General features: G+C 37.7%; 19 protein-coding genes and 1 pseudogene. 3 read left to right on the top strand and 17 right to left on the bottom strand.

Going from position 1 to position 22,741, the window contains the following annotated elements:
* Window positions 1-52: 52 nt before the first annotated feature.
* The 16 genes and pseudogenes from acnA to B176_RS0110160 form a co-directional block, all read right to left on the bottom strand.
* The gene (gene acnA, locus B176_RS0110240) at window positions 53-2,848 is read right to left on the bottom strand and encodes an aconitate hydratase AcnA (RefSeq protein WP_017258717.1); all 2,796 of its coding nucleotides are present in this window, start codon (window positions 2,846-2,848) and stop codon (window positions 53-55) included.
* 301 nt (window positions 2,849-3,149) lie between these two features.
* Entirely contained in the window at window positions 3,150-4,070 is a 921-nt protein-coding gene (locus B176_RS21500) for a T9SS type A sorting domain-containing protein (RefSeq protein WP_262495917.1), read from the bottom strand.
* Window positions 4,071-4,388: 318 nt separating this feature from the next.
* Window positions 4,389-4,739: pseudogene (locus B176_RS21495) on the bottom strand (discoidin domain-containing protein); the annotation flags it as partial.
* 1,022 nt (window positions 4,740-5,761) lie between these two features.
* Window positions 5,762-5,998 carry a hypothetical protein gene (locus tag B176_RS0110225; RefSeq protein ID WP_017258714.1) on the bottom strand — a complete coding sequence of 79 codons (237 nt, stop codon included), beginning with the start codon at window positions 5,996-5,998 and terminating at the stop codon, window positions 5,762-5,764.
* Between the two features lie 135 nt (window positions 5,999-6,133).
* Complete coding sequence (locus B176_RS21275; RefSeq protein WP_202803342.1) at window positions 6,134-6,487, bottom strand: hypothetical protein; 354 nt, start codon at window positions 6,485-6,487, stop codon at window positions 6,134-6,136.
* A gap of 173 nt (window positions 6,488-6,660) precedes the next feature.
* Window positions 6,661-6,813, bottom strand: a complete 153-nt coding sequence (locus B176_RS21270; RefSeq protein ID WP_017258712.1) for a hypothetical protein — start codon at window positions 6,811-6,813, stop codon at window positions 6,661-6,663.
* Window positions 6,814-7,009: 196 nt separating this feature from the next.
* Window positions 7,010-7,465, bottom strand: a complete 456-nt coding sequence (locus tag B176_RS0110210; RefSeq protein WP_154647945.1) for a hypothetical protein — start codon at window positions 7,463-7,465, stop codon at window positions 7,010-7,012.
* Between the two features lie 46 nt (window positions 7,466-7,511).
* Window positions 7,512-8,126: a DUF2238 domain-containing protein gene (locus B176_RS0110205; protein ID WP_017258710.1), complete on the bottom strand. Its 615-nt coding sequence runs from the start codon at window positions 8,124-8,126 to the stop codon at window positions 7,512-7,514.
* A 526-nt stretch (window positions 8,127-8,652) separates the two neighbouring features.
* Entirely contained in the window at window positions 8,653-9,564 is a 912-nt protein-coding gene (locus B176_RS0110195; RefSeq protein WP_017258708.1) for a hypothetical protein, read from the bottom strand.
* An 86-nt stretch (window positions 9,565-9,650) separates the two neighbouring features.
* A complete protein-coding gene (locus tag B176_RS0110190) occupies window positions 9,651-11,918 on the bottom strand; it encodes an aconitate hydratase (RefSeq protein WP_017258707.1) in 2,268 nt (755 codons plus the stop codon).
* A gap of 1,069 nt (window positions 11,919-12,987) precedes the next feature.
* Window positions 12,988-13,551 carry a helix-turn-helix domain-containing protein gene (locus B176_RS0110185; protein WP_017258706.1) on the bottom strand — a complete coding sequence of 188 codons (564 nt, stop codon included), beginning with the start codon at window positions 13,549-13,551 and terminating at the stop codon, window positions 12,988-12,990.
* A 173-nt stretch (window positions 13,552-13,724) separates the two neighbouring features.
* Complete coding sequence (locus tag B176_RS0110180; RefSeq protein ID WP_017258705.1) at window positions 13,725-13,937, bottom strand: heavy-metal-associated domain-containing protein; 213 nt, start codon at window positions 13,935-13,937, stop codon at window positions 13,725-13,727.
* Between the two features lie 21 nt (window positions 13,938-13,958).
* Window positions 13,959-16,193, bottom strand: a complete 2,235-nt coding sequence (locus B176_RS0110175; protein ID WP_017258704.1) for a heavy metal translocating P-type ATPase — start codon at window positions 16,191-16,193, stop codon at window positions 13,959-13,961.
* 225 nt (window positions 16,194-16,418) lie between these two features.
* Window positions 16,419-17,333: an oxygen-dependent coproporphyrinogen oxidase gene (gene hemF, locus B176_RS0110170; protein WP_017258703.1), complete on the bottom strand. Its 915-nt coding sequence runs from the start codon at window positions 17,331-17,333 to the stop codon at window positions 16,419-16,421.
* Window positions 17,333-19,111 (bottom strand): chloride channel protein, encoded by a 1,779-nt coding sequence (locus tag B176_RS0110165; RefSeq protein WP_017258702.1) that lies wholly within the window; start codon window positions 19,109-19,111, stop codon window positions 17,333-17,335. The genes hemF and B176_RS0110165 overlap by 1 nt, the downstream gene beginning before the upstream one ends.
* Before the next feature lie 8 nt (window positions 19,112-19,119).
* Window positions 19,120-20,334, bottom strand: coding sequence for an MFS transporter (locus tag B176_RS0110160; RefSeq protein WP_017258701.1), 1,215 nt, complete (start codon window positions 20,332-20,334; stop codon window positions 19,120-19,122).
* 197 nt (window positions 20,335-20,531) lie between these two features.
* Here B176_RS0110160 and B176_RS0110155 point away from each other — a divergent pair, with 197 nt between their 5' ends.
* Window positions 20,532-21,029: an iron-containing alcohol dehydrogenase gene (locus tag B176_RS0110155; protein WP_017258700.1), complete on the top strand. Its 498-nt coding sequence runs from the start codon at window positions 20,532-20,534 to the stop codon at window positions 21,027-21,029.
* Window positions 21,030-21,134: 105 nt separating this feature from the next.
* Here B176_RS0110155 and B176_RS0110150 read toward each other — a convergent pair whose 3' ends face one another.
* Window positions 21,135-21,356 (bottom strand): hypothetical protein, encoded by a 222-nt coding sequence (locus B176_RS0110150; RefSeq protein WP_017258699.1) that lies wholly within the window; start codon window positions 21,354-21,356, stop codon window positions 21,135-21,137.
* Between the two features lie 170 nt (window positions 21,357-21,526).
* On the opposite strand from B176_RS0110150, the gene B176_RS0110145 reads away from it, so the two are divergent.
* Together B176_RS0110145 and B176_RS0110140 are read left to right on the top strand one after the other, a co-directional pair.
* Window positions 21,527-21,829 (top strand): hypothetical protein, encoded by a 303-nt coding sequence (locus B176_RS0110145; RefSeq protein WP_154647944.1) that lies wholly within the window; start codon window positions 21,527-21,529, stop codon window positions 21,827-21,829.
* Window positions 21,830-21,871: 42 nt separating this feature from the next.
* Window positions 21,872-22,732, top strand: a complete 861-nt coding sequence (locus B176_RS0110140; RefSeq protein WP_017258697.1) for a hypothetical protein — start codon at window positions 21,872-21,874, stop codon at window positions 22,730-22,732.
* The last annotated feature ends 9 nt before the right edge of the window (window positions 22,733-22,741 follow it).

Below are 22,741 nucleotides of genomic sequence, written 5' to 3'. Positions count from 1 at the left end.
AAATAAATCGAGATTAAAATAAGTCTCCCTCAAATACTAAAAAAGCTTCCGGTTAAGCTTTCTGTAAAAACTGGCGCAACACATATTGCAAAATACCTCCGTTGCGGTAATATTCAATTTCTATGTTTGAATCTAGCCTGGCAATCGCAGAAAATTTGAGTTCTTTTCCATTGTTATCGGTGGCAACAATTTCCAGTTCTTTAAGCGGTTTAATATCGTTTGCAATTCCTGTGATGGTAAAAGTTTCTTTTCCGGTTAAACCGAGAGTGCTGGCTGTTTCACCAGCTTTGTATTGAAGTGGCAAAACACCTAAGCCTACCAAATTGCTCCGGTGTATGCGTTCGTAACTTTCGGCTAATACAGCTTTTATCCCCAGTAAAAAGGTTCCTTTTGCTGCCCAGTCTCTGGATGAGCCGCTTCCGTATTCTTTGCCAGCCAATACCATTAACGGAATTTGCGCTTCTTTATATTTCTGTGCAGCATCATAAACGCCAAGTTCTTCTCCGGTAGGTAGAAACTTGGTGAATCCACCTTCATTATTGGCTAACTTATTTTTAATGCGGACGTTGGCGAAAGTTCCACGAACCATCACTTCATCGTTTCCACGGCGTGAACCATACGAATTAAAGTTTTCTTGAGAAACTCCTTTTGATAGTAAATATTTCCCAGAAGCAGATGTTTCACTAAATGCGCCAGCGGGAGAGATATGGTCGGTAGTTACGCTATCGCCTAATACCAGTAAAGCGTTTGCGTTTTTAATATCGCTGAGCTGCTCCGGCTCTTCGGAAATACCATGGAAAAAAGGGATCTCTTTTATATACGTAGAATCCGAATTCCAATCGTATAATTTACCTTTTGGCACTTCCAGATTTCTCCAAATTTCATTTCCCTCGAAAATGGTATCGTAGTTTTTTGCAAAATCGGTAGGGGAGAGCACTCGGCTCAAAACCTCATTAATCTCATCATCGCTGGGCCAAATATCCTTTAGAAACACAGGTTCCAAATTGGAATCAAAGCTAAGTGGTTCGTTGATCAAGTCGATGTCAACTCGCCCGGCAAGGGCATAAGCAACTACCAACATTGGCGACATTAAAAAATTCATTTTTACCTGTGGATGAATCCTCGCTTCGAAATTCCGGTTTCCAGATAATACGGAAGCAACAATTAAGTTTTCATCTTCTACCGCTTTCGCGATATGTGGTGGCAAAGGTCCGGAGTTGCCAATGCAGGAAGTACAGCCATAACCCACCAAGTGGAACTGCAATGCTTCCAAATCCTTCAATAAATCTGCTTTTTCTAAATAATCTGTAACCACTTTTGAACCCGGAGCGAGTGATGTTTTTACCCAAGGTTTTACGTCAATTCCTTTTTCACGAGCTTTTTTAGCGACCATGCCGGCGCCAACCATTACAAATGGGTTGGAAGTGTTAGTACAAGATGTTATGGCGGCAATGGCGACAGCGCCATCCGAAAGCATAAACTTTTCATCGCCTCGTGTGATCCAAACGGTTTTTAATCCATCTTTTTCTTTGGTTTCCATCTCTGTGTCTTCGATTCCTACGGATTTTTTAGTTTTGGAAACTGGTAAATCGCCACCTTCATTATCAAACCTAATGATAGATTTTTCGATGTCTCTGTCTTTTTGAGAGATGTATTGGCGATCAAAAGATTCTGCCAATAAATCGATGAATTTATTTTTAAAGTCCTTTAACAGGATTTTATCTTGCGGTCTTTTTGGTCCTGCAACGGTGGGTTCTATTGTGGATAGGTCTAGCTCCAGCACATCCGTGTAAACGATTTTATCTTCGTTTTCTCTCCATAGCATATTGGTTTTGCAATAGGTTTCTACCAAATTAATTTGTTCGGCAGAACGGTTGCTTTTACGCATATACTCCAAAGTTTTATCATCAATAGGGAAGTAAGTGATGGTGCTTCCAAACTCTGGCGACATGTTGCCGATAGTTGCCCTGTCTGGTACAGAAAGGTTAGCTACGCCCGAACCAAATACTTCTACAAACTTTCCAACTACACCCAACTTCCTTAATAAATTGGCAATGGTCAACACTAAATCCGTAGCGGTTGACCCTAAAGGAAGTTTACCAGTTAGTTTTAACCCAATCACTTCTGGCATGATGAAATACAAAGGCTGACCAAGAATAGCCGCTTCGGCTTCAATACCGCCAACACCCCAGGCAACCACACCAATTCCATTGACCATTGGTGTGTGGCTATCTGTCCCCACCAAAGTATCTGGAAAAACTTCTCCATTACGTTCAATTACGCCTTTTGAAAGATACTCGAGGTTTACTTGGTGGCAGATTCCCATGCCGGGAGGCACAACGCTGAAGTTATCAAACGAGTTTTGAGCCCATTTTAAAAACTGATACCGCTCTTGGTTTCTGCCGTACTCTTTATCAATATTGCGTTCGTAAGCATATTCTGTCCCGAAATAATCCACCTGTACAGAATGATCGATGACCAAATCTACGGGTACTAATGGGTTAATGGTATTTGGGTCTTTCCCTTTTCTGGCTACCTCTTCACGTAAAGCTGCAATATCTACCACCGCCGGAACGCCTGTAAAGTCCTGCATTAAAACACGGGCGGGTTTAAACGGAATATCCTTGTCAGAGCCTTCGGGTTTCCAGTGTAAAATGGTTTCTATGTTTTCTTTGGTAACAGCAAAATCATCAAAATTTCGTAAAGCGTTTTCTAACAGTATTCGGATAGAGAAAGGGAGTTTTTCAATATTAAATCCTTGTTTTTGAAGTTCAGGCAAACTGTAATAGCCCACTTCTTTACCGTTAATGTTTAGGTTTTTTTTAATGTTGAAGATATCTGTTGCCATAATGCTATTTTTAAGGATTGGGTAATCCGTTGATGAAGGAATTTATCAAAACGCACATGGATGATGCCAAAACAGAAATTTTTGAAATTGCTTAGCAGATCAGCATGCGTCACTCAAGATACCAAATTTTGGGCGAAAAGTTAAGAGAATAGAGAATTGGAAATGGCTTTACAGAGGAATTCTCTGGATTGTTGATCATCGCCTTTAAAGTTTACCAAGATTTTCGTACAGGAAGCCAGAAATTTTAAAATACAAAATGGCTCGAACATCATCTGTTCGAGCCATATTTTTTTAGTGATTGCTAGTTTTTAATGATTTGTTTACTTACTGTTTTTTCCTGACCTTCTAGTTTTAGCATATAAATAGCACTTGCTAAATTGCTCATGTCAAATTCTAGATCGCCTTGCAGGTGGTTTATGGTCTTCTTCCGAAGCGTTTTTCCGGATAAATCGACCAAACTAGCAGTAGTAAATTTCCCTTTAGCAAAGCTTATTTTTACCACATCATTAGTTGGGTTTGGGTAAACAGCTATTTCAGTTTCGGAAGACAGGCTTGCCTTAACTGTTCTGATGCCAAGCTCTTTTCTTGTTCCATCTAAATCTGATTGAACCAGCTTATAGTAATTATTTCCAGCTTGGGGGTATTTGTCTAAGAAGCTGTATTGGTTGCGTTGATTGCTCGTTCCGTTTCCTTTTATCGTTTCTAAAACAATAAAACTTAGTCCATCTACTGAGCGTAAAACTTCGAAGTAATCATTTTTTGTTTCAGAAAAGGTATCCCAGTTTAAAAGTACTGTTCCGTTTGACTGTAGTTTTGCGGTATAATTATTCAACGCTACCGACAAAATATCTGCTCTGGTTACGCTAACCGTGTACGTTTTTAGAGTGCCACCGTCTTGGGCAGTAACGTTCACTTCTATGGTATTTGAACCTACGTTCAATGGCAACGAGCTGGAAGATGCACCACTTGTTAAAATGGTATATGTACCGCCGTTTACTCTTGCTTCTATCAGGGCATCAGATTGTGATACAGTCGGGTTTACCTTAATGCCACTTACCTCATTCGGTACATTTGCAGAATACGAAGTAGTTGAGGAACCGAAAGTTGGACTCAATGTTCCTGAGCTAATTGTCAATGCTGATAGATTTGCATCGCTACTTGGCGCTCTATTTACAATAACTGTGTAGGTTTTGGTAGTTGTACCGTCTTGGGTTTTTACCACTGTTTTGATCTCGTTGGTGCCGTAAGCCGTTCCTTGGTTATTAATTGCGTAAGCCCTAGTGTAATACGTGGTGTTAGGAGTTAATCCAGTTATACTTTTTGAAAACGAACCAAGGTTGTCGCCAATTTTGACTTTTGTATTTGCAGTTGTTGGATTGATGCCTGTTGCATAAACAATACCTCGTTCAGTCACTAAAGTTTCACCATCATCGGTTACTTGGCCACCAAGTGTAACACTGGTAGTAGCTATTAATGTTGGAACGTTGGTAATTAGTGTTGGAGGATATGTTGGTATTAGCTTTAATTCAAATTCAGCAACTTGGCTTGATGAGTTGTTGTCATTCTCTATGTTTTTTGTGAACAATACACGGACATACCTGGCCGTAACATTACCCGTTAGTGTCATAGATGACTGATTTCCTAAGTTGTTAATTACTTTAGCCTCTGGATAAGCAATGGTTGTGTAGGTTACACCATTGGTACTTGTTTGCAATTCATAATCGGCGTTGCGGGGAAAGCTAGATTTTACTATCCACCTATTAAAAGAGGTTGCTACGCCTAGGTCCACCGCATACCACCTCGGGAAAGGGGCTCCGTCTTGACTATACCAGAGCGTGGAAATACTTCCATCATTTCCGTTTGCTGCAGGGTAGGAGCCAGATAAAACGCTATCGCTCGTAGCTGGTGTCTATAGCGCTAGGTTGGTGATAAGAAACATCGCAAGTGAGGGTAGGAAAAAAGACGATGCAAAAATCGTGAAGGTTAAAAAAGCTTTCTTTAAAGTTTTTGACAATCTAGACTTACCGATTTGAGACTTCGCTGTCTTTTTGATGTTGAGCAATGTAGTTTGTAGGTGGTTGTTTTTTTTCATGGTTTGATGGTTGATTAAGCTAATAAATGAATTGATCTGCTATTTGAATGTTAGTTGGTTTTATTGTATTGTATTTAAAAGAGATAGGCCGTGTTCTGTAATGCGTAGAACTAAGTAGCCTTATATTTCGAGGTTAAGCGGAATTGGTATTTACACCAAGTCCTGCGAAGTAAAAGTGTTTGTAAAATGCGTAAATATTAACTTTGATCAAGGGATGGTTGCAATTGTTTCTACTTATGCAGTCAAACGGAGGAAGAGTGAGAAGCTTGGTGATGAAGCTGTAAATAATTTTGCTTTCGCAAAGTGAGAGGTTATAAAATAAACCTAAAGGTACTTGCAATAAATTTTTCAAATGGGATGATTTCATAATAAATTAGTTAATGGTGTAGGTACACTTTTTAGCATGATTAATTAGAAAAACTATCTTATGGTCAAGAGCAAGAGGTTGTTTTTTTAATTTTTTTAATTGTGTTTGATTAGGATTGCGAAGATACGTATACGCACACGATTTATTAAACGTTACTGATAAATCGTCTTATTTTTTGTTTTTTTATTGATGCTAATGGAGCTTGTATCAGCTATTGCCGGTGTTTTGTATATTATGGATAACGAAAGATAATTGAAACCGTGGGCTGGTTTTTAGGTGGATTGCAAATCCAATTTATTTTTGAGTTGGACATGCCCTGCGGAACATGACTGACCGTTGGGGTGAATTTCATCTAATCCCAACTTATAGTTCATCATATTCCATGTTATATTTATCCAAAACAGCTCGTTATTCGGTTGAGAACGTTATAACCTAAATTATTTTTGGTGGTATATTAATTTGGCTCTTCTCCTTTTTTATTTTTTAACTGTAATGCAGATTTAGCATTTAACGAAGAAACTACTTTTTTTCCTGTTCTTGCTTCCAACTCCTTTCTTGCAACTTTGGCTACGTTTCCACCTTGCTTGGCTACTTTTTTACTATCTTCAAATGTTTCTGGATTTATCGCCACTGAAATGTCTTTGGTAGAAGCTTCTGCAAGCATATTTAAAATCAGCTCGGTATTAGTCATATTGTCTCTTAGAAGCTGTCTAAAAACGACTCAATAATATATATTAAGAATTTTCGTGTCGAGGCAACGAGACATCTCACATTCAGGTTGCCATGCGATGCGTATAAGTCTTTCGAGTGAGATGTTTCACTCCGTTCAACATGAACTGTGGTGGGCGCTCTTTTCCTCAAAACGAAACCTATAAAAGAAATTGCAATATAATTTTAGACAGCTTCTTAGATTTTCTTTCTTCAAACCTTTCAATACTTTGTATTCTTTTGTGCTTTTATCGCTCCAAGATTTGGTTATAATGTCTGTAAGCGTTGCAAACTGAACGCCTTCTTTTAAACCTCTCTTTTTCCATTCGTCGGTCAATTCTTTTCGTATTTCAATACTTTTAAGTCTTTGGTTAATCCAGCTTTCCGAATAGCCCAGTTGTAAGTATTGTTCCAAAGCCCTGTCAATGCCTAGTTCTGGATCTTGCATTTCGTCCAATCTTTCGGAAGCCACTTGTGACAACCAAAGTTTAAAAGGCTCTGCTTTGGGTGATGGAATTGACTGAATGAGGCGGAAAAGTTATTCAGTGCCTGCAAGTCAGTTTTATAAAACTTCCCATCGGTAGATTGCATTTTCAGTTGGTTACAGTTTGTAACCAACTGACTTCCATCTCTCTTTAATCGGTTTTATAAAACTTTCCAATAATTATTCGGATTGGGGCTATCCGTTAAAATACCTACTACATCCACAATTGATATGTGCCATTTCTCTTTCTCGTTATCCCATAATGAGCGAACTTTTTTTTCTTCAAATATTTTTATGGTGTTTTCTTTTTCCATTGGGTAGGCATTATTAATTTGAATTGAGGTGTAATTTATCTGTTAAGTTCGGTTTATGAGGGGATTTATATTGTTTTTTAATGCCGGACAAAGTCCTCTTTTTTTAACAGTGTATTGCATCCATTTTATATATAAGTTCGACATACGCTACGCTAACATGTCGAACAGCTGGAGCATGTTCAAAGAAATCTTAAATTTAATTTGGATTAAATTCTGCTCTCAATTTGGCTAATTGAATTTGTAGTTTACCTATAGAATTAATCTTTTCCCCTTTGTTGAATGTGATTTGATGCGATAGTTTTCCTTTTTCTATTGATATCCATTCATCACAACCGTCAACACAAACGTTGCATGTTTTATAATCGAGCTTTACAAAGTCAGCCATATTTACGGCGCTTGATATTTCGGTCCATTCAGCATCTGAAATTGCTCTTGTTTTAGTGATTTGAGCTTGTGAAGATTTCCTTGGGACGTAATAAATATACTTTACAGCTTTTTGCGTTACTTCCATAGAATCTTGCCCGGAACCCCAACCGCAAATGAATCCTGTTTTAATCACCAGATCAGAATTATCAGTCTGTTCTGTTTGAACTGTTTTGCAGGCGGAAGCCATCAAAAAACTAGCTATTATTAATATTAAATACGCTCTCATCGTTTTTGAATTTATTGGAAGATTCAATGAATATAATCAAATACAGCTAGGAAATTGGTTTTGCTTTTATTTTCATGAGTTGCTTATCTTGCAGTTTCGCTAAAAACAATACCATGCATATTGCGCCAATCATTGCGTAAAGCATGTCAGATTGCGTATCCCAAACATAACCTTGAGTGCCGAGGAATGACTCTGCCGACTCGCCAGATACAATAGCAATAAGCCATTCTAAAAATTCATACAAAACACTTATTGTAACGCAGGTACAAATTGTGAAAAAAGCTAACCAAGATCTTTCCTTAACGATGTGTTTCCTAATAAATAATTCTCGAGCAATCATAGCTGGCACAAACCCTTGTATAAAATGCCCTACTTTGTCGTAGTTGTTTCTGTTTTGATCAAGTGCTTCTTTAATCCAGTCGAATAAAGGGACTTTAGCGTACGTGTAATGCCCGCCTATAAATAGAATATAGCAGTGTATTAATATGAAAACATAGGTTAAGTAAGAAAATTGGAAGCTTTTAAATGTAAAAATTAGGATCACTAGACCAATTATGGCCGGAAATACTTCCATCAGCCAAGTGAGATAAACATGAGGGTTTATTGCGGAACTTAAAAGCCCTACAAAAAAGAAGATGATGAGAATATAGTGTTTTTTCATGTTCCTTATTAAATCGTTATGGATTGTTCAGAATGTTTTAATCCAACTCAATTTAAGAATTCTACTTTAATCTGGGTTGTTATCTTTTTTATTATTTTAATTTATCTGTAAAGTCAGCTGACACGGTAATTTACATCATTTTTTTAATTCCTGGCACAGTCCTCTGTTTGCCTGTAAAGATTTATGAGACCGCTAAAAAGCGACCTCTTACCAGTTTTAATCAGTGATTTGGCGACTTAGCGCAAAGTTTAGCATTTTATTTATAATAATCATTTGTTGCATAATAGCAACTGAATCGCTTTTTGGTTTATAAGGACATTTATTTAAACTCAAATTTTAATTCGCTGTTGAAATTAAATGATAAGCACAAGCCCAGTGTCCCTAAGCCGGATAGCAACGGAAAACCCACAGCGAGTGAAACGAAGCGAGGATTTGCAGTGAATAGCCGGGACAGGCTTTATAAAACAGAAAAGCCTGAGTTCTTTCTAATAAAAAACTCAGGCTTAAGCATGGAAATATTTTGGGTTTAAAATCGATACCCTAAAACGTAATAGTTTTCTAAAGAGCTGATTTTTTGTTTAGCGTTATCAAAGCTGTTTCTGCCTGTTGTGTGAATTTTGGTAAGGTTAGCCCAGCCAGCCTTTAAACTACCTTGAAAAAACAGGTGACGGTTAAAGAAAAATTTACCACCTACTTTTGCAGATACGCCATAGCCTGCAAAATTCCAAAAGTGGTTTGCGCCAACTCCAAACAAATGTGCATCTGTACGTGGAATATGAAAACCTGCGCCAAGGCCTGTTTCTATATTAAATGATTGTTTGTGGTTTTTTGCCACCCAAACATCGTCGTAGCGTTCAATTTCGGCACTTACATAATTGAAACCATCTGTGTGTTCATAAGTAAGCATGTCGGTATCTACTGCTAAATCATCGTTGTTATAAACGCCCACATATTTTGCCGGTACAATAATAGGATTTGCCGGATCGGAAATGGACGCACCAATATAGCCATCAACTTTTACAGTTTGGGGGATTTGTGCAACGTATTTCATGTGGTCCCAACCGATGGACACGGTATAATTATCTTTAAAATAATAACCAAAGTGAAAATTGAACTGTGGAATGGTGATTTCTAAAGGGTTGATATAAGTTAAATCAAGTTTTGTAGGTCGGTGTTTTGCAACAACATCTTTTAACGTAAAATCGTAGTTGGGCCCGTAGAATCGAATATCGCTGTTGCCATACCAAGAAAAGTTGTAGCCCCAATGCACATATATTTTGCCTTTGTTACTGTAGTTTCTGGTATTGTTTAATTTGAAGATACTTTTTGCGGGAGTGTTTGCTACCGCTTGTTGTGGTTGATCTTGAGCTGCAACTTGTAATGACGTGAAAGCTAAGAAACTTGTAAATAATACGCCGAGCGTGTAATTATTTTTCATGAATTGAAATTGTTCAAAATCAAAATAAGCAGTCTTTTTGGGTTAAAGGACTGCTTATTTGAGTGATTGTAATAATATATTTATTATTAAGCTATGATGTTTTTACGGATGATATTAAGTGCGGCACCTGCTTTAAACCACTCAATTTGCTGAGCGTTGTAAGTGTGGTTTACATTAAATTTATCAACACTTCCATCAGCATGGTTCAATACAATTTCCAAAGGTTTGCCCGGAGTAAATGTGGTTAAGCCATTGATGTCGATGTTGTCATCTTCTTGGATTTTATCGTAATCTGCAGTGTCAACAAAAGTTAAACCTAACATTCCTTGTTTCTTTAGGTTTGTTTCGTGGATACGAGCAAATGATTTTACCAATACCGCTCTAACACCTAAGAAACGTGGCTCCATTGCAGCGTGTTCTCTGGAAGAACCTTCGCCGTAATTTTCATCGCCCACTACAATACTTCCAATCCCTGCTGCTTTGTATTCTCGTTGTGTAGCTGGAACTGGTCCGTATTCGCCGGTTAATTGGTTTTTAACGTTGTCTGTTTTCTCGTTATAGAAATTGATAGCACCAATTAACATGTTGTTTGAAATGTTATCTAAGTGACCACGGAATTTTAACCAAGGACCTGCCATAGAAATATGGTCAGTAGTACATTTTCCTTTTGCTTTGATCAACAGTTTTAAACCTTTAAGGTCTGTACCTTCCCATTCTTTGAAAGGCTCTAGCAATTGTAAACGATGTGAAGTAGGAGATACAATCACCTCAACGCCTGAGCCGTCTGCTGCTGGAGCTTGGTAGCCTGCATCTTCTACCGCGAAACCTTTTGTAGGTAATTCATCGCCGTAAGGTGCATCTAACATTACTTGTTCGCCTTTTGCGTTGGTTAAAGTATCTGTTAGTGGATTAAAATCTAAACGTCCTGAAATTGCGATTGCTGCAACCATTTCTGGAGAAGCTACAAATGCACAAGTGTTTGGATTTCCATCTGCTCTTTTAGCAAAGTTTCTATTGAAAGAGTGAACAATGGTGTTTCTTTCTTGCCTTTCAGCACCAACTCTGTCCCACATACCAATACATGGACCGCAGGCGTTGGTGAAAATTGTAGCGTCTAATTCTTCGAAAGTTTGTAATAGACCATCTCTGTGTGCTGTGTAGCGTACCTGCTCAGAGCCTGGGTTAATCCCGAAAGAAGATTTAGTGCCTAATTGTTTTTCAATAGCCTGACGGGCGATTGAAGCTGCTCTTGATAAATCTTCGTAAGATGAGTTTGTACAAGAACCAATTAATCCCCACTCAACTGTTAAAGGCCAATCGTTAGCTGCAGCCGCGTCTTTCATTTTAGAAACTGGTGTTGCCAAATCTGGTGTAAACGGACCGTTTAAATGTGGTTCTAATGTTGAAAGATTAATTTCAATTACTTCGTCAAAATATTGTTCCGGATTTGCATAAACTTCTGCATCGGCGGTTAAATGTTCTTTAACTCTGTTTGCAGCATCAGCAACATCATTACGTCCAGTTGAACGTAAATAACGCTCCATTGACTCATCGTAACCGAAAGTTGAAGTGGTTGCGCCAATTTCTGCACCCATGTTACAAATGGTTCCTTTTCCAGTACATGACATGGAAGTTGCACCTTCACCAAAATATTCAACAATTGCTCCGGTTCCACCTTTTACAGTTAAAATACCTGCAACTTTTAAAATCACATCTTTTGGAGCTGTCCAGCCGCTAAGTTTTCCAGTTAATTTGATGCCAATTAGTTTTGGGAATTTTAGCTCCCAAGGTAAGCCTGCCATTACATCACAAGCATCTGCACCACCTACACCAATTGCTAACATACCTAAACCACCGGCGTTAACCGTGTGAGAATCTGTACCAATCATCATTCCGCCTGGGAATGCGTAGTTTTCTAAAACTACTTGGTGAATAATACCAGCACCTGGTTTCCAAAAACCGATACCGTATTTATTTGAAACAGAACCTAAGAAATCAAAAACTTCTTTACTTTCTGTATTTGCTTTGTTTAAATCTGTTTCTGCACCAACTTTAGCTTGAATTAAGTGATCGCAATGTGCTGTTGAAGGCACAGCAACTTTAGACCTACCAGCTTGCATAAACTGCAATAAAGCCATTTGTGCAGTTGCATCTTGCATAGCTACGCGGTCTGGCGCAAAATCAACGTAAGAGTTTCCTCTTTCGTAGGTTTGTGTTGCTTCGCCGTCCCAAAGGTGAGCGTATAATATTTTTTCTGTAAGGGTTAAAGGTTTGCCAACAACTTTACGAGCTGCTTCTACACGGCTTGCAAAATTTGCGTATACCTTTTCAATCATGTCTATGTCAAATGCCATTTTCTGAATTGGTTTTCTTGTATCTTAAATTCGGATGCTAATTTATAAAAAATTGTGTTTATGTATGTTAGTTTTATGTAATAGGACAATAATTTGGAAGGTTTCTAATTAGAATAAAGAGTCAAGACACAAGAATCAAGATAAATTGTTCTTAATTAGAATCAAGAGCCAAGATATAAGAGCCAAGACAACCTGATCTTAGTATTAAAATTGATTTTCTATGATTAAACAATTTGCAAAGCATTCAACTTTCAATTCTTCTCAGCTCCAAAATTTTCTATATTAGAAGAACGAGTCAATGCACAAGAATTAAGATAATTTGTTCTTATTTAGAATCAAGAGCCAAGACATAAGAGCCAAGACAACCTGATCTTAGTATTAAAATTGATTTTCTATGATTAAACAATTTGCAAAGCATTCAACTTTCAATTCTTCTCAGCTCCAAAATTTTCTATATTAGAAGAACGAGTCAATGCACAAGAATTAAGATAATTTGTTCTTATTTAGAATCAAGAGCCAAGACATAAGAGCCAAGACAACCTGATCTTAGTATTAAAATTGATTTTCTATGATTAAACAATTTGCAAAGCATTCAACTTTCAATTCTTCTCAGCTCCAAAATTTTCTATATTAGAAGAACGAGTCAATGCACAAGAATTAAGATAATTTGTTCTTATTTAGAATCAAGAGCCAAGACATAAGAGCCAAGACAACCTGATCTTAGTATTAAAATTGATTTTCTATGATTAAACAATTTGCAAAGCATTCAACTTTCAATTCTTCTCAGCTCCAAAATTTTCTATATTAGAAGAAAGAGTCAAGGCACAAGAATCAAGATAAATTGTTCTTATTTAAAGACGTCTCTTCTTTTAAATTGTTGTGGACATAAATCAAGGCAGTATCACCCTAGGTAAAGGTTAAAGTAGGCATCGGAATGCTACGGTTAGCGACTATGGCTCTTTTTGATTTACCGCCATAAGTTACTGTGGTATCTGGAACATATAAATCATTCCTGTAATTATCTTTTTTATCATTTTTCTTAATATTTCCCAGATTATAGAATAAAGACTTATATCTTATCCAGAGGTTTTCGCTCGTTTGACTCCACTGCCTTAAACTCCCTAGGGGATTGCCCGGTAACTGCTTTAAACTGATTAGAAAGGTGCGAATTACTGCTGTAGCCCATTTTCCAAGCAATTTCATTAAGGTTGAGTTCTCCGTATTGAAGCAGTTCTTTTACTTTCTCAATTTTTTGTTGGATGATAAACTTTTCTACGGTAATGCCTTCACTATCCGAAAACAAACGACTTAAATAGCTGTAATCTTTATGCAAACGCTCGGTAAGTGCTTGGCTAAAGTTGACATGTAACTCTGGCAAATCTGTATGGTGTATAAGTTCTATAATTACATTACGCATACGCTCAATCAGTTTGTCTTTATCCTTTTCCATCAACTCAAATCCGAGTATATTGAGCGAAGAAGCAATTTCACTTAACTTACTTTCTGAAGGATCAGGAGAAACAACTGCCGTACCCAAAGAAATTTCCGCGACTTGTAAATCCATGTGCTCTAATTGTTGCTTAACAACAAGAATGCAACGATCACAAACCATGTTTTTTATATTTAATAACATTTTATTTTTAAGATAATTAGCGTGAAATAAGCAATGATAAAAACAACCTAATCAATTTGTTATGGCGGAAACGAATCGTTCGTAAGCATAATCTAATTTACAGGAAAATCGTTTAAACAAAGCAAACATCAAGCCGAATGCCGACATGATGTTTGCTGAAAAATTGGGTTTAACTATAGCGTTTCTGCCGTGTAGCCCGCGTCTTTAAGGGTGTCAATAACTTTTTGACTTTCTAGCCCGGTTCCACTCTCTACAGTTAATACCTTATCTGGATTTTGCGTGTCAACTTCCCATTTATCAACGCCTGATAAGTTGTTTAAGTGAGGAGTTACCGCATTTATACATCCGCCACATTTAATATTGGTTTTAAATTTTAATGTTTCCATGATTTTTTGTTTTATTGATTGTTAAATTAATTTAGAAAATTTTAATCTCAGACTGTTGCTCACTACAGATACAGAACTTAGCGCCATCGCCGCTCCGGCAATCATCGGGTTCAATAAAAATCCATTTATCGGATACAAAATTCCCGCTGCAATAGGGATACCGATTAAGTTATAAATGAATGCCCAAAATAAGTTTTGCCTGATGGTACGCACTGTCAGTCGCGATAAGCGTATTGCTTTTGGCACCTGCATCAAATCTGAAGATACCAATGTGATTTTTGCAACGTCAATCGCTATATCAGAACCTTTTCCCATCGCAATGGAAACATCAGCCTGTGCCAACGCCTGGCTGTCATTAATTCCGTCGCCAATCATGGCGACTACTTTACCTTGCTTTTGTAGCTCTTGAACAAAATCTGCCTTGTCAGATGGCAATACTTCTGCTTTGAAATTGGTAATTCCAACTTGCTTAGCAACCGCAGCTGCAGTTTGCTGATTGTCGCCGGTAAGCATATACACCGCAATGCCTTGGTGTAATAGTTCTTGTACAGCTTTTGCAGAACCTTCCTTAATTTGATCAGCAATGGCAACAATGGAGATCACTTGGGTTTGATTTGTAAAGTAGATAACCGTTTTAGCCTGTTGCTGTAAAGCATTTACTTTGTTTTGTAGATCCTCGGGTACAACAATTTGCAGGTCTTTCAAAATTTTATGACTGCCCGCCCAATAAGTTTGACCATCGTAAGCGGCTTTCACACCTTTGCCAGTCAAACTTTCGAACTCGCTTACTTGTAGCGTAGCATTGCTTTCAGCTTTCAAATGTTTAACAATAGCTTCCGCAAGCGGATGTTCGGATTGCTGTTCCAAGCTGAAAAATATCTTTTTCAGCATTTGCTGGTTATTTTGCGAATCTCCCAACCAGATCAGTTCTGTTACTTCGGGCGTACCTTTGGTAAGTGTTCCTGTTTTATCCAGCACCACTGCATTTACTTTATGCCCCGATTCCAATGCTTCCGCATCTTTAATTAGGATCCCGTTTTCTGCACCTTTACCAATACCTACCATAATTGCGGTAGGTGTTGCAAGTCCTAAGGCACATGGGCAGGCAATTACTAACACGGTTACCATTGCTAACATGCCATGGGTAAAAGCATTTTCACTACCAACTAGCACCCAAGTCAACAGCGTAAGCAAAGCAATCGCCATTACTACAGGTACAAATATTCCAGCAATTTTATCTACCAGTTTTTGTACCGGCGCTTTTGAGCCTTGCGCATCCTGCACCATTTTAATAATCTGCGCCAGCATTGTTTCTCCACCCACTTTTTCGGCGGTAAAACGGAAGCTTCCTTTTTGATTGATGGTGCCTGCAAAAACTTTGTCGCCTTTATTTTTCGCGACCGCCACAGGTTCTCCGGAAATCATGCTTTCGTCCACGTAAGAACTTCCCTGATAAACTTCCCCGTCAACGGGGATTTTTTCTCCGGAGCGTACCAATAGCTGATCATTGATATGAACATCCGAAATCGGTATTTCTTTTTCGCCAGCTTCAGTAATTATAAGCACTGTTTTAGGTTGCAGGCCGATCAGTTTTTTGATGGCAGAAGAGGTGTTGGATTTTGCCCGCTCTTCCAATAGCTTGCCCAGCATAATAAAAACGATTACCACGGCGGCAGCTTCAAAATAAACATGTGGATGCAAACCACGGCGATGCCAAAATTCAGGGTTTAAAGTATTAAACACACTGAATAAATAGGCAATCCCCGTACTCAAAGCAACTAAAGTGTCCATATTGGCTCTTCCGTGACGGGCTTGCTTAAACGCACCAATAAAAAAGCTTTTCCCAAAAACAAACAAAACAGGCGTGGTTAAAGCCCACATATAATAGTTCCCCCACTTCATATCCATGAAAAACATACCTATGATGACTACGGGTAAAGTTAAAATCGCTGCTGCGATGATGCGTTTTTTGAGTGTCTGGTAATTGTTGCGTTGTACTTCTTCCTGTTTTTCTTTACCGCTTTCTGTATCCAATATCAAATCATAACCAATACCCTGAAGCACTTTTTGAAAATCGGATGGCTGTATTTGGTCGGGATGGTAAGAAACTTTAACGGATTGGGTGGCGTAGTTCACTGATGCTTTATCAACACCACTTTGTGAACCGATCATACTTTCTACGCTGCTTGCACAGGCAGCACATGTCATGCCTAATACAGGGATGGAGATCGTTTCTATATTTTCTGTTTTGTCCATTTCGCTTTGTTTGTTATACAAAGATAGGGCAGACAGTCACCCGCATTCTTACAGGATTTCGATAAAAAGATGTATGATTTGGTGTATACTCATTTCAAAACTGGGCGCTCCCTCAGTCTAAGTACCGGCGTAAATACGAATGGAAATCTATAATCGTAAATTAAAACAGCAAATGGATAGACAGTTCACGAGAGGGAAGTCTATCCTTCATTCACTCTATTAAACTTAACTCCCAGTCCAGTCGATTCCCTTTTTTAACAATGCCATAGTTTTAGCTTCGGCGCTGTCTGGCAACGCTTTATAATCATAGACCCAAGAAGCCATTGGTGGCATACTCATTAGAATAGATTCGATGCGTCCATCGGTTTGTAAACCGAATTTTGTACCAGAATCGTAAACCAAATTAAATTCTGCATAACGGCTTCTGCGCTGAAACTGCCATTGCTTTTCTTCTAAAGTAAAATGCTTTTCGCGAGTGTTTTTGACAAGCTGGGTGTAAATGGGCACAAAAGAGTTGCCAACGTTTTTAGAAAATTCAAAAATTTGCTCCCAGCTGATGCCGGTTGATTCTGGTGTTAAACGATCATAAAATATACCGCCGATACCACGAGTTTCCTCTCTGTGTTTGATATAAAAATAGTCATCTGCCCAGGTTTTGAATTTTGGGTAAAAATTTGGGTCAGAGCGATCGCAAGTGTTTTTGATAAACTGATGAAATCCTTTTGCATCATCCTCAATAACGTAGTGCGGTGTAACATCTATACCGCCACCAAACCAACGGAGCGTTTCGTTTCCGTTGCCTTGCATTTCAAAATAACGGATGTTCATGTGAATAATAGGCACCCAAGGGTTATGCGGATGTAAAACAATAGAAACTCCGGTTGCAAAGAAATCTTCTTGATCTGTTTTAAAGGATTTTTTTACCGCGTCCGGTAATTTCCCATACACTGCAGAGAAGTTTACACCACCTTTTTCAATCAGCGCACCATTCTGGATAACTTTACTTTCACCACCGCCACCACCCGGGCGTTCCCAAATTTCAGTTTCGAAAAGTGCTCCGCCATCTAAAGCAGTGAGTTTTTCTACAATATCGTGTTGGATAGCTTTGAAGTCGTTTGCGATTGTGTTTTTATCAAGCATTAGCTGGTCGTTAACTTTAATTTATCTCTGTAAGCGGTTAGTAATTTCGTTTTTGAGATGAAACCGATGAAAATTCCATTCTCAAAAGCAGGCAAATTCCATAAATCGGCCGCGTCGAATTTGGCAATAATCTCATCAACACCTTCATCCATGTTTACCCGGTACTTGGTAGTCAAAATCAATTCCTTTACAGTAAGTGTTTGTTGCAGTTCAGGATCTAGAAGCACTTTGCGTACTTTATCAAAAACTATAAATCCTTGGTATTTCTCTTCTCTATCTTTACAAACAATGATATTACGCGTAGACTGCCTTAAAACCATAATAAGTTCGGTTAAACTGCTGTCGTCGTAAATTGTTTCGTAGTCTTTATCTACCACCTCGTGAGACTTAATTAAACCTAAAATATTTTGGTCGTAATCTTCGGTAAAAATTTTCTTTTCGGCAGCTAAGTGCTTTAAGTCCATGGAATAAGGCTCAAAAACCTTTGCAATGGCGTATGAGGTGCAAGAAACGAGCATCAAAGGAATCATCAGGTTATAACCGCCTGTGGCTTCGGCAATGAGGAAAATCCCTGTTAGAGGTGCGTACATTACGCCACTTAAAATACCGCACATGCCCACTAAAGTAAAGTTGCTGACAGGCAAATTAACAAACTTCAGTTTATTGAGGATACTGGCGAAAAAGAACCCTAAGAACGCACCATTAAATAAAGATGGCGCAAAATTGCCGCCACTGCCGCCACTGGCTAAGGTAATGGAAGTTGCAAATACTTTTGTTAAAAAAATAAGGCCTACAAAAATAATCATGGGCCAATCGCCATAGCCATCTATATTAAAAAAACTCCCTTTCAATATCTCTTCGGGGTGTGCCGATGCTAATGATTTTACGCTTCCGTAGCCTTCGCCAAAAAGAGGAGGGAAGGCGAAACATAAAACGGCGATGATTAAACCACCTAATAGCGCTTTTGAATAGTTATTCCATTTTAATTGGTGGGAGAAAAAATGTTCGACCCTGTTGGTGCACTTGGCGTAATACACAGAAACTAAACCACAAAAAACACCGAGTACCAGGTAATAGGGGACGTTTGCGTGATTGAATTCTTGTAAACTGTTAAAGTTGATGAGGATCTCATCGTTTAAAATTATTTTGGAGATGAGCGCACCGCAAACGGCAGCTACAATAAGGGGAATAAAATCAGAAAAAACTACGCCAACTAAAATTACTTCAATGGCAAACATTACCCCTGTAATAGGTGCATCAAAAACTGCTGCTATACCCGCTGCGGCGCCACAAGCTAGTAAAAGAATCCTTTCGCGGTAGCTAAGCCGATAAGTACGGGCAAAGTTTGAACCGATAGCTGCGCCGGTTACCGCAATTGGTCCTTCTAACCCGGCCGAACCACCAAAACCAACAGTAAGTCCGCTGGCAATCATTTGCGAATACATTTTTGAGCGGGCCGCTACACCGGATCTTTGAGAAATATCGGTCAGGATTTTTGAAACGCCCTTTCCATCTCTACCGTGTAGAAAAGTTTTGACCACCCAAACAGTGAGTAAAATACCAATAGCAGGTAAAAAAAGGTTAAGAAAAGGGTATTCGAAAACTTCAAGCTGATGATCTATCAGCAAGTGGATATTGTGGACAACAATCTTTAAGAAAACGGCAGCTAATCCGGCAGACAATCCAACTAAAACTCCCGATAAAATTAAAAACTGACTTCTGCTTAAATGACTATAAACAAATTTTAATACAAGCTGGTGATGCCTGAAATATTTCATTCTTTATATTATTCCTCTACATAATTTAAATCCTTGCCATAAGTTTCCTCGAGATTATAAACCGCTAAAAAAGCTATGATAAGCGTAGAAATACCTACAATTAATGCCGAATTAATGATGCCGAACGGAGATTTAAGCCACTCGAAACTGAGCGTGATCAATACCAAAGATCCTCTAATGAAATTGGGTACAGTGGTAGTAACCGTGGAACGCAAATTGGTTCCAAATTGCTCTGCTGCAATAGTAACAAAAATAACCCAAAAACCAGTAGAAATCCCTAAAAGAACGCAGATGATGCGGTATGTTTTAATATCCATCCCGGTTGAGAATAGGAAAAGTAGAATACTGCATAAGGTAGCAAACAGAAAAATGACTACGATTTTTTTTCTTGTTTTGAAAATCTGACTTAAAAAGCCTGTAATTAAATCGCCAATGGAAATTCCCAAATAGGTGAATAGAATACCTTCCCCTGCTGATAGTTTTTCCGTAGCGCCTAAAGCCTTACCAAACTCAGGTGCAAAAGTGATTAAAATACCCACTACAAACCATGTTGGCAAGGCAATCAGGGTACAGTTAACATACTTTTTAAACCTTCCCCAGTTGTTGAACAACATGAGAATATTTCCTTTGGAAATGTTTTTATGTTCCATGTTTTGATAAAGTCCCGATTCCATAACGCCTAATCTCAGCACTAAAAGTACCAAACCCATTCCGCCACCAATAAAATAAGCAGTATGCCAAGCAAATTTATCTCCCACTAAACCTGCAACAACAGCTCCCATTAAACCCACTGCTGCAACAATCATAGTTCCGTAGCCTCTGTTTTTTGTGCTCATTGTTTCTGCAACTAGCGTAATACCAGCACCTAACTCGCCAGCTAAACCCACGCCAGCAATAAATCTGACCACTGCGTAGGTATTTATATCCGTTACAAATCCGTTAGCGATATTGGCTAGGGAATACATTAGTATCGACCCAAAAAGAACCTTTAACCGTCCGAGTTTATCACCTAAGATCCCCCATATTATACCACCAATCAACATCCCAATCATTTGAGCGTTCATCAATTTTACGCCTACACTTAACAAATCAGCTTCGGCAACACCGATGCTTTTAAGGCTTTGGACCCTAATTACAGAGAATAAAACCAAATCGTAGATGTCGACAAAGTAACCTAAGGATGCCACAATGATTAATAGAATGATATTCTTTCTTGGGTTCATTTTTTAATGTTTGAGGAAACTAAGTTAAAATTTTATGCTTAACTGTAATTGGTTTTTTTAAGTAAAAGATTGGGTGGTAAGTTAACTGCATTAACGGTAAGTCAGCTTGTTATGATTGCGTTGTAAAAAATCGGAAAGCTCTTTAATTTCGTACTTTTTACCGAAAACATTTTAAAGGTTTTATGGTTATAATAATTATGGACAATACAAACTATCATTATGAGACAAAGATTTTAAAAGGCAGCAATGTTTTGGAGAATCTTTGTGATGAGTGTTTGTTTTTTGGAAATAAGGTGCTCGTGGTTTTTTCAGAGAATGCAATTAAACAGTCGGGTTTGTACGCAAGGGTTGTTTCACTGCTAAATATTAATGGTATTGAGCATATAACCTACGAGTGCGCCGGTAATAATTATACTAGTGAGGATATCAACAGTGCTATTGAGTTGGGGAAAAAGGAAAATGTGCAAATGATACTTTCCATTGGAGACGAAGAACTTACTTATTTTACAAAGGTTGTTGCACATGATTTCCATGGCGCTGATTTGGGCATTGCTAAGCAAAAGAAACATTTACCAATTATCAATATTTCTTCGCTTTTAAAAAGTAATAAAAAGTCTGATTTCGATTTTCTAGTTTTTACAGCCTGTTATGCTGCTATAAAGCCAGTAGCCCAATTTTTAGATTACGATATCTAACAAAAAAAAATCCTACCAAAGTTGGAAGGATTTTCTATCGTATTTTATAAACCGAACTGGCGGATATTTTATTTAATAAATGCTGTTAGTCTTTTGAGTTTGATCTTATGAGCGCTTAGATTTTTCTCTGTAATCTGGCATTGAGTTAGCAAGTAATACAATACCAACGCCACCAACAGCTAACCCTCCAAAAAATATCGCAGCGGCTGCGTGTGTTCCTGCGTCAGAATCTGCCGGATTGAAAGAGTGTGCATTAGTTAAAACTACTGAACCTACTACTATTAAAACTCCAATAATTAGGATAAGGGTACCAATATTTTTTTTCATATCATTATTTTGTGTGGCAAATATAATGATAAATAGTTATCGGTTTAAATTATCTTATTTTTTTAGTTTGTTAAGCTACGAGGTTGCTAGAGTATCACACTATTGTTTATAATACCATATATTCTTTTACGATAGAAAAACGATTTTTTATTTGGTTTGTTGAAATAAAATTGGAAAAAAATTTATTTTTATCGAATAAATTAAATCTACAAATGAGTAGCTCACAAGTCGGGGAACAACGTTTTGGAGTTTCAATTATATCTAAGATTATCTACGGATTTTTTGCTTTTGTATTATTTACCTTTTCGGGATTAAGTATCGTTAATGGAGTAGCCGTAAGTGGTACTTATATGTGGTTGTTGCCAGTATGTGGTGTTTTAATAGGCGTTTTACTTGTAGTATCTTTTCAAATCAGAAAGGTTATTATAAGCGAAGACAGTATTTTATATAAAGGTCTATTTTCGAGTAGATAATTTTTAATTGCTGATATTAAAGGATATCGGTTGTTTCCTAAGATGATAAAAGTAGTTCCTTACCAAGGCTCTACGATGACTATTTTATCTTATTTTGAGTTTAGTCAAGGTAGTTTGATTGTAAATTGGTTAAACGAAAATTTTCGAGATTTAGATGCCTTGGATTTGGAGATGGGAATTCAAAATTTTTTAAAAGATGAAACTTATGGTTTATTAGAAGATGGGCTAAAAGCAAAACTTAAAACGGCTAAGGAGTTGGCACTCGCCTATAATATTTGGGGAGGAGTTTTTGGGTTTATTTTGCTTTTTTTTAAACAGCAATTTGCATATGTAGCGTTATTGATTTTTCCATTATTAGGCATTGTCTTATTATACTGTTTCGACTTGATTAAATTTTTATCAAATAATAAGCGGAGTATTTACCCGCAAATATTGATTGGCTTTGCTTTGCCGTGTACTATGTTGCTTATTAAAACAACTGATTTTAATTTATTAAATTATGATGAGCTTTGGATACCGTTAATAGTTTTTTGTAGTTTGGTGTTTTTTCTACTTTATTTTAGAGGTATAAATAGATCAGTCCCATCTGTACTAGGCCAATCTGTAATCATGTTAATTGTGGTAATTGTTTATGGCTTTGGCTGTATTAGAACCGTTAATTGTGTATTGGATAAGTCAGAACAGTCACTTTTTAAGGTTGCTGTTTTAGATAAACATGTTACGCGGGGTAAAAGTACAAGCCATTATCTGCAATTAAATAAATGGGGACCACAACAAAAAATAAATAATGAAAAGGTTTCCCGTAGAATGTTTAACAATATATATACTGGAGATTTTGTAACGGTGAGACTGAAGCAGGGTTATTTACACGCTCCTTGGTACATAGTATTAAGAAACGATTAAGAAGAGGAC

It is taken from the genome of Pedobacter arcticus A12, assembly GCF_000302595.1.
GTDB classification, from domain to species: Bacteria; Bacteroidota; Bacteroidia; order Sphingobacteriales; family Sphingobacteriaceae; genus Pseudopedobacter; species Pseudopedobacter arcticus.
This window is presented reverse-complemented; position numbering and strand designations above follow the sequence as displayed.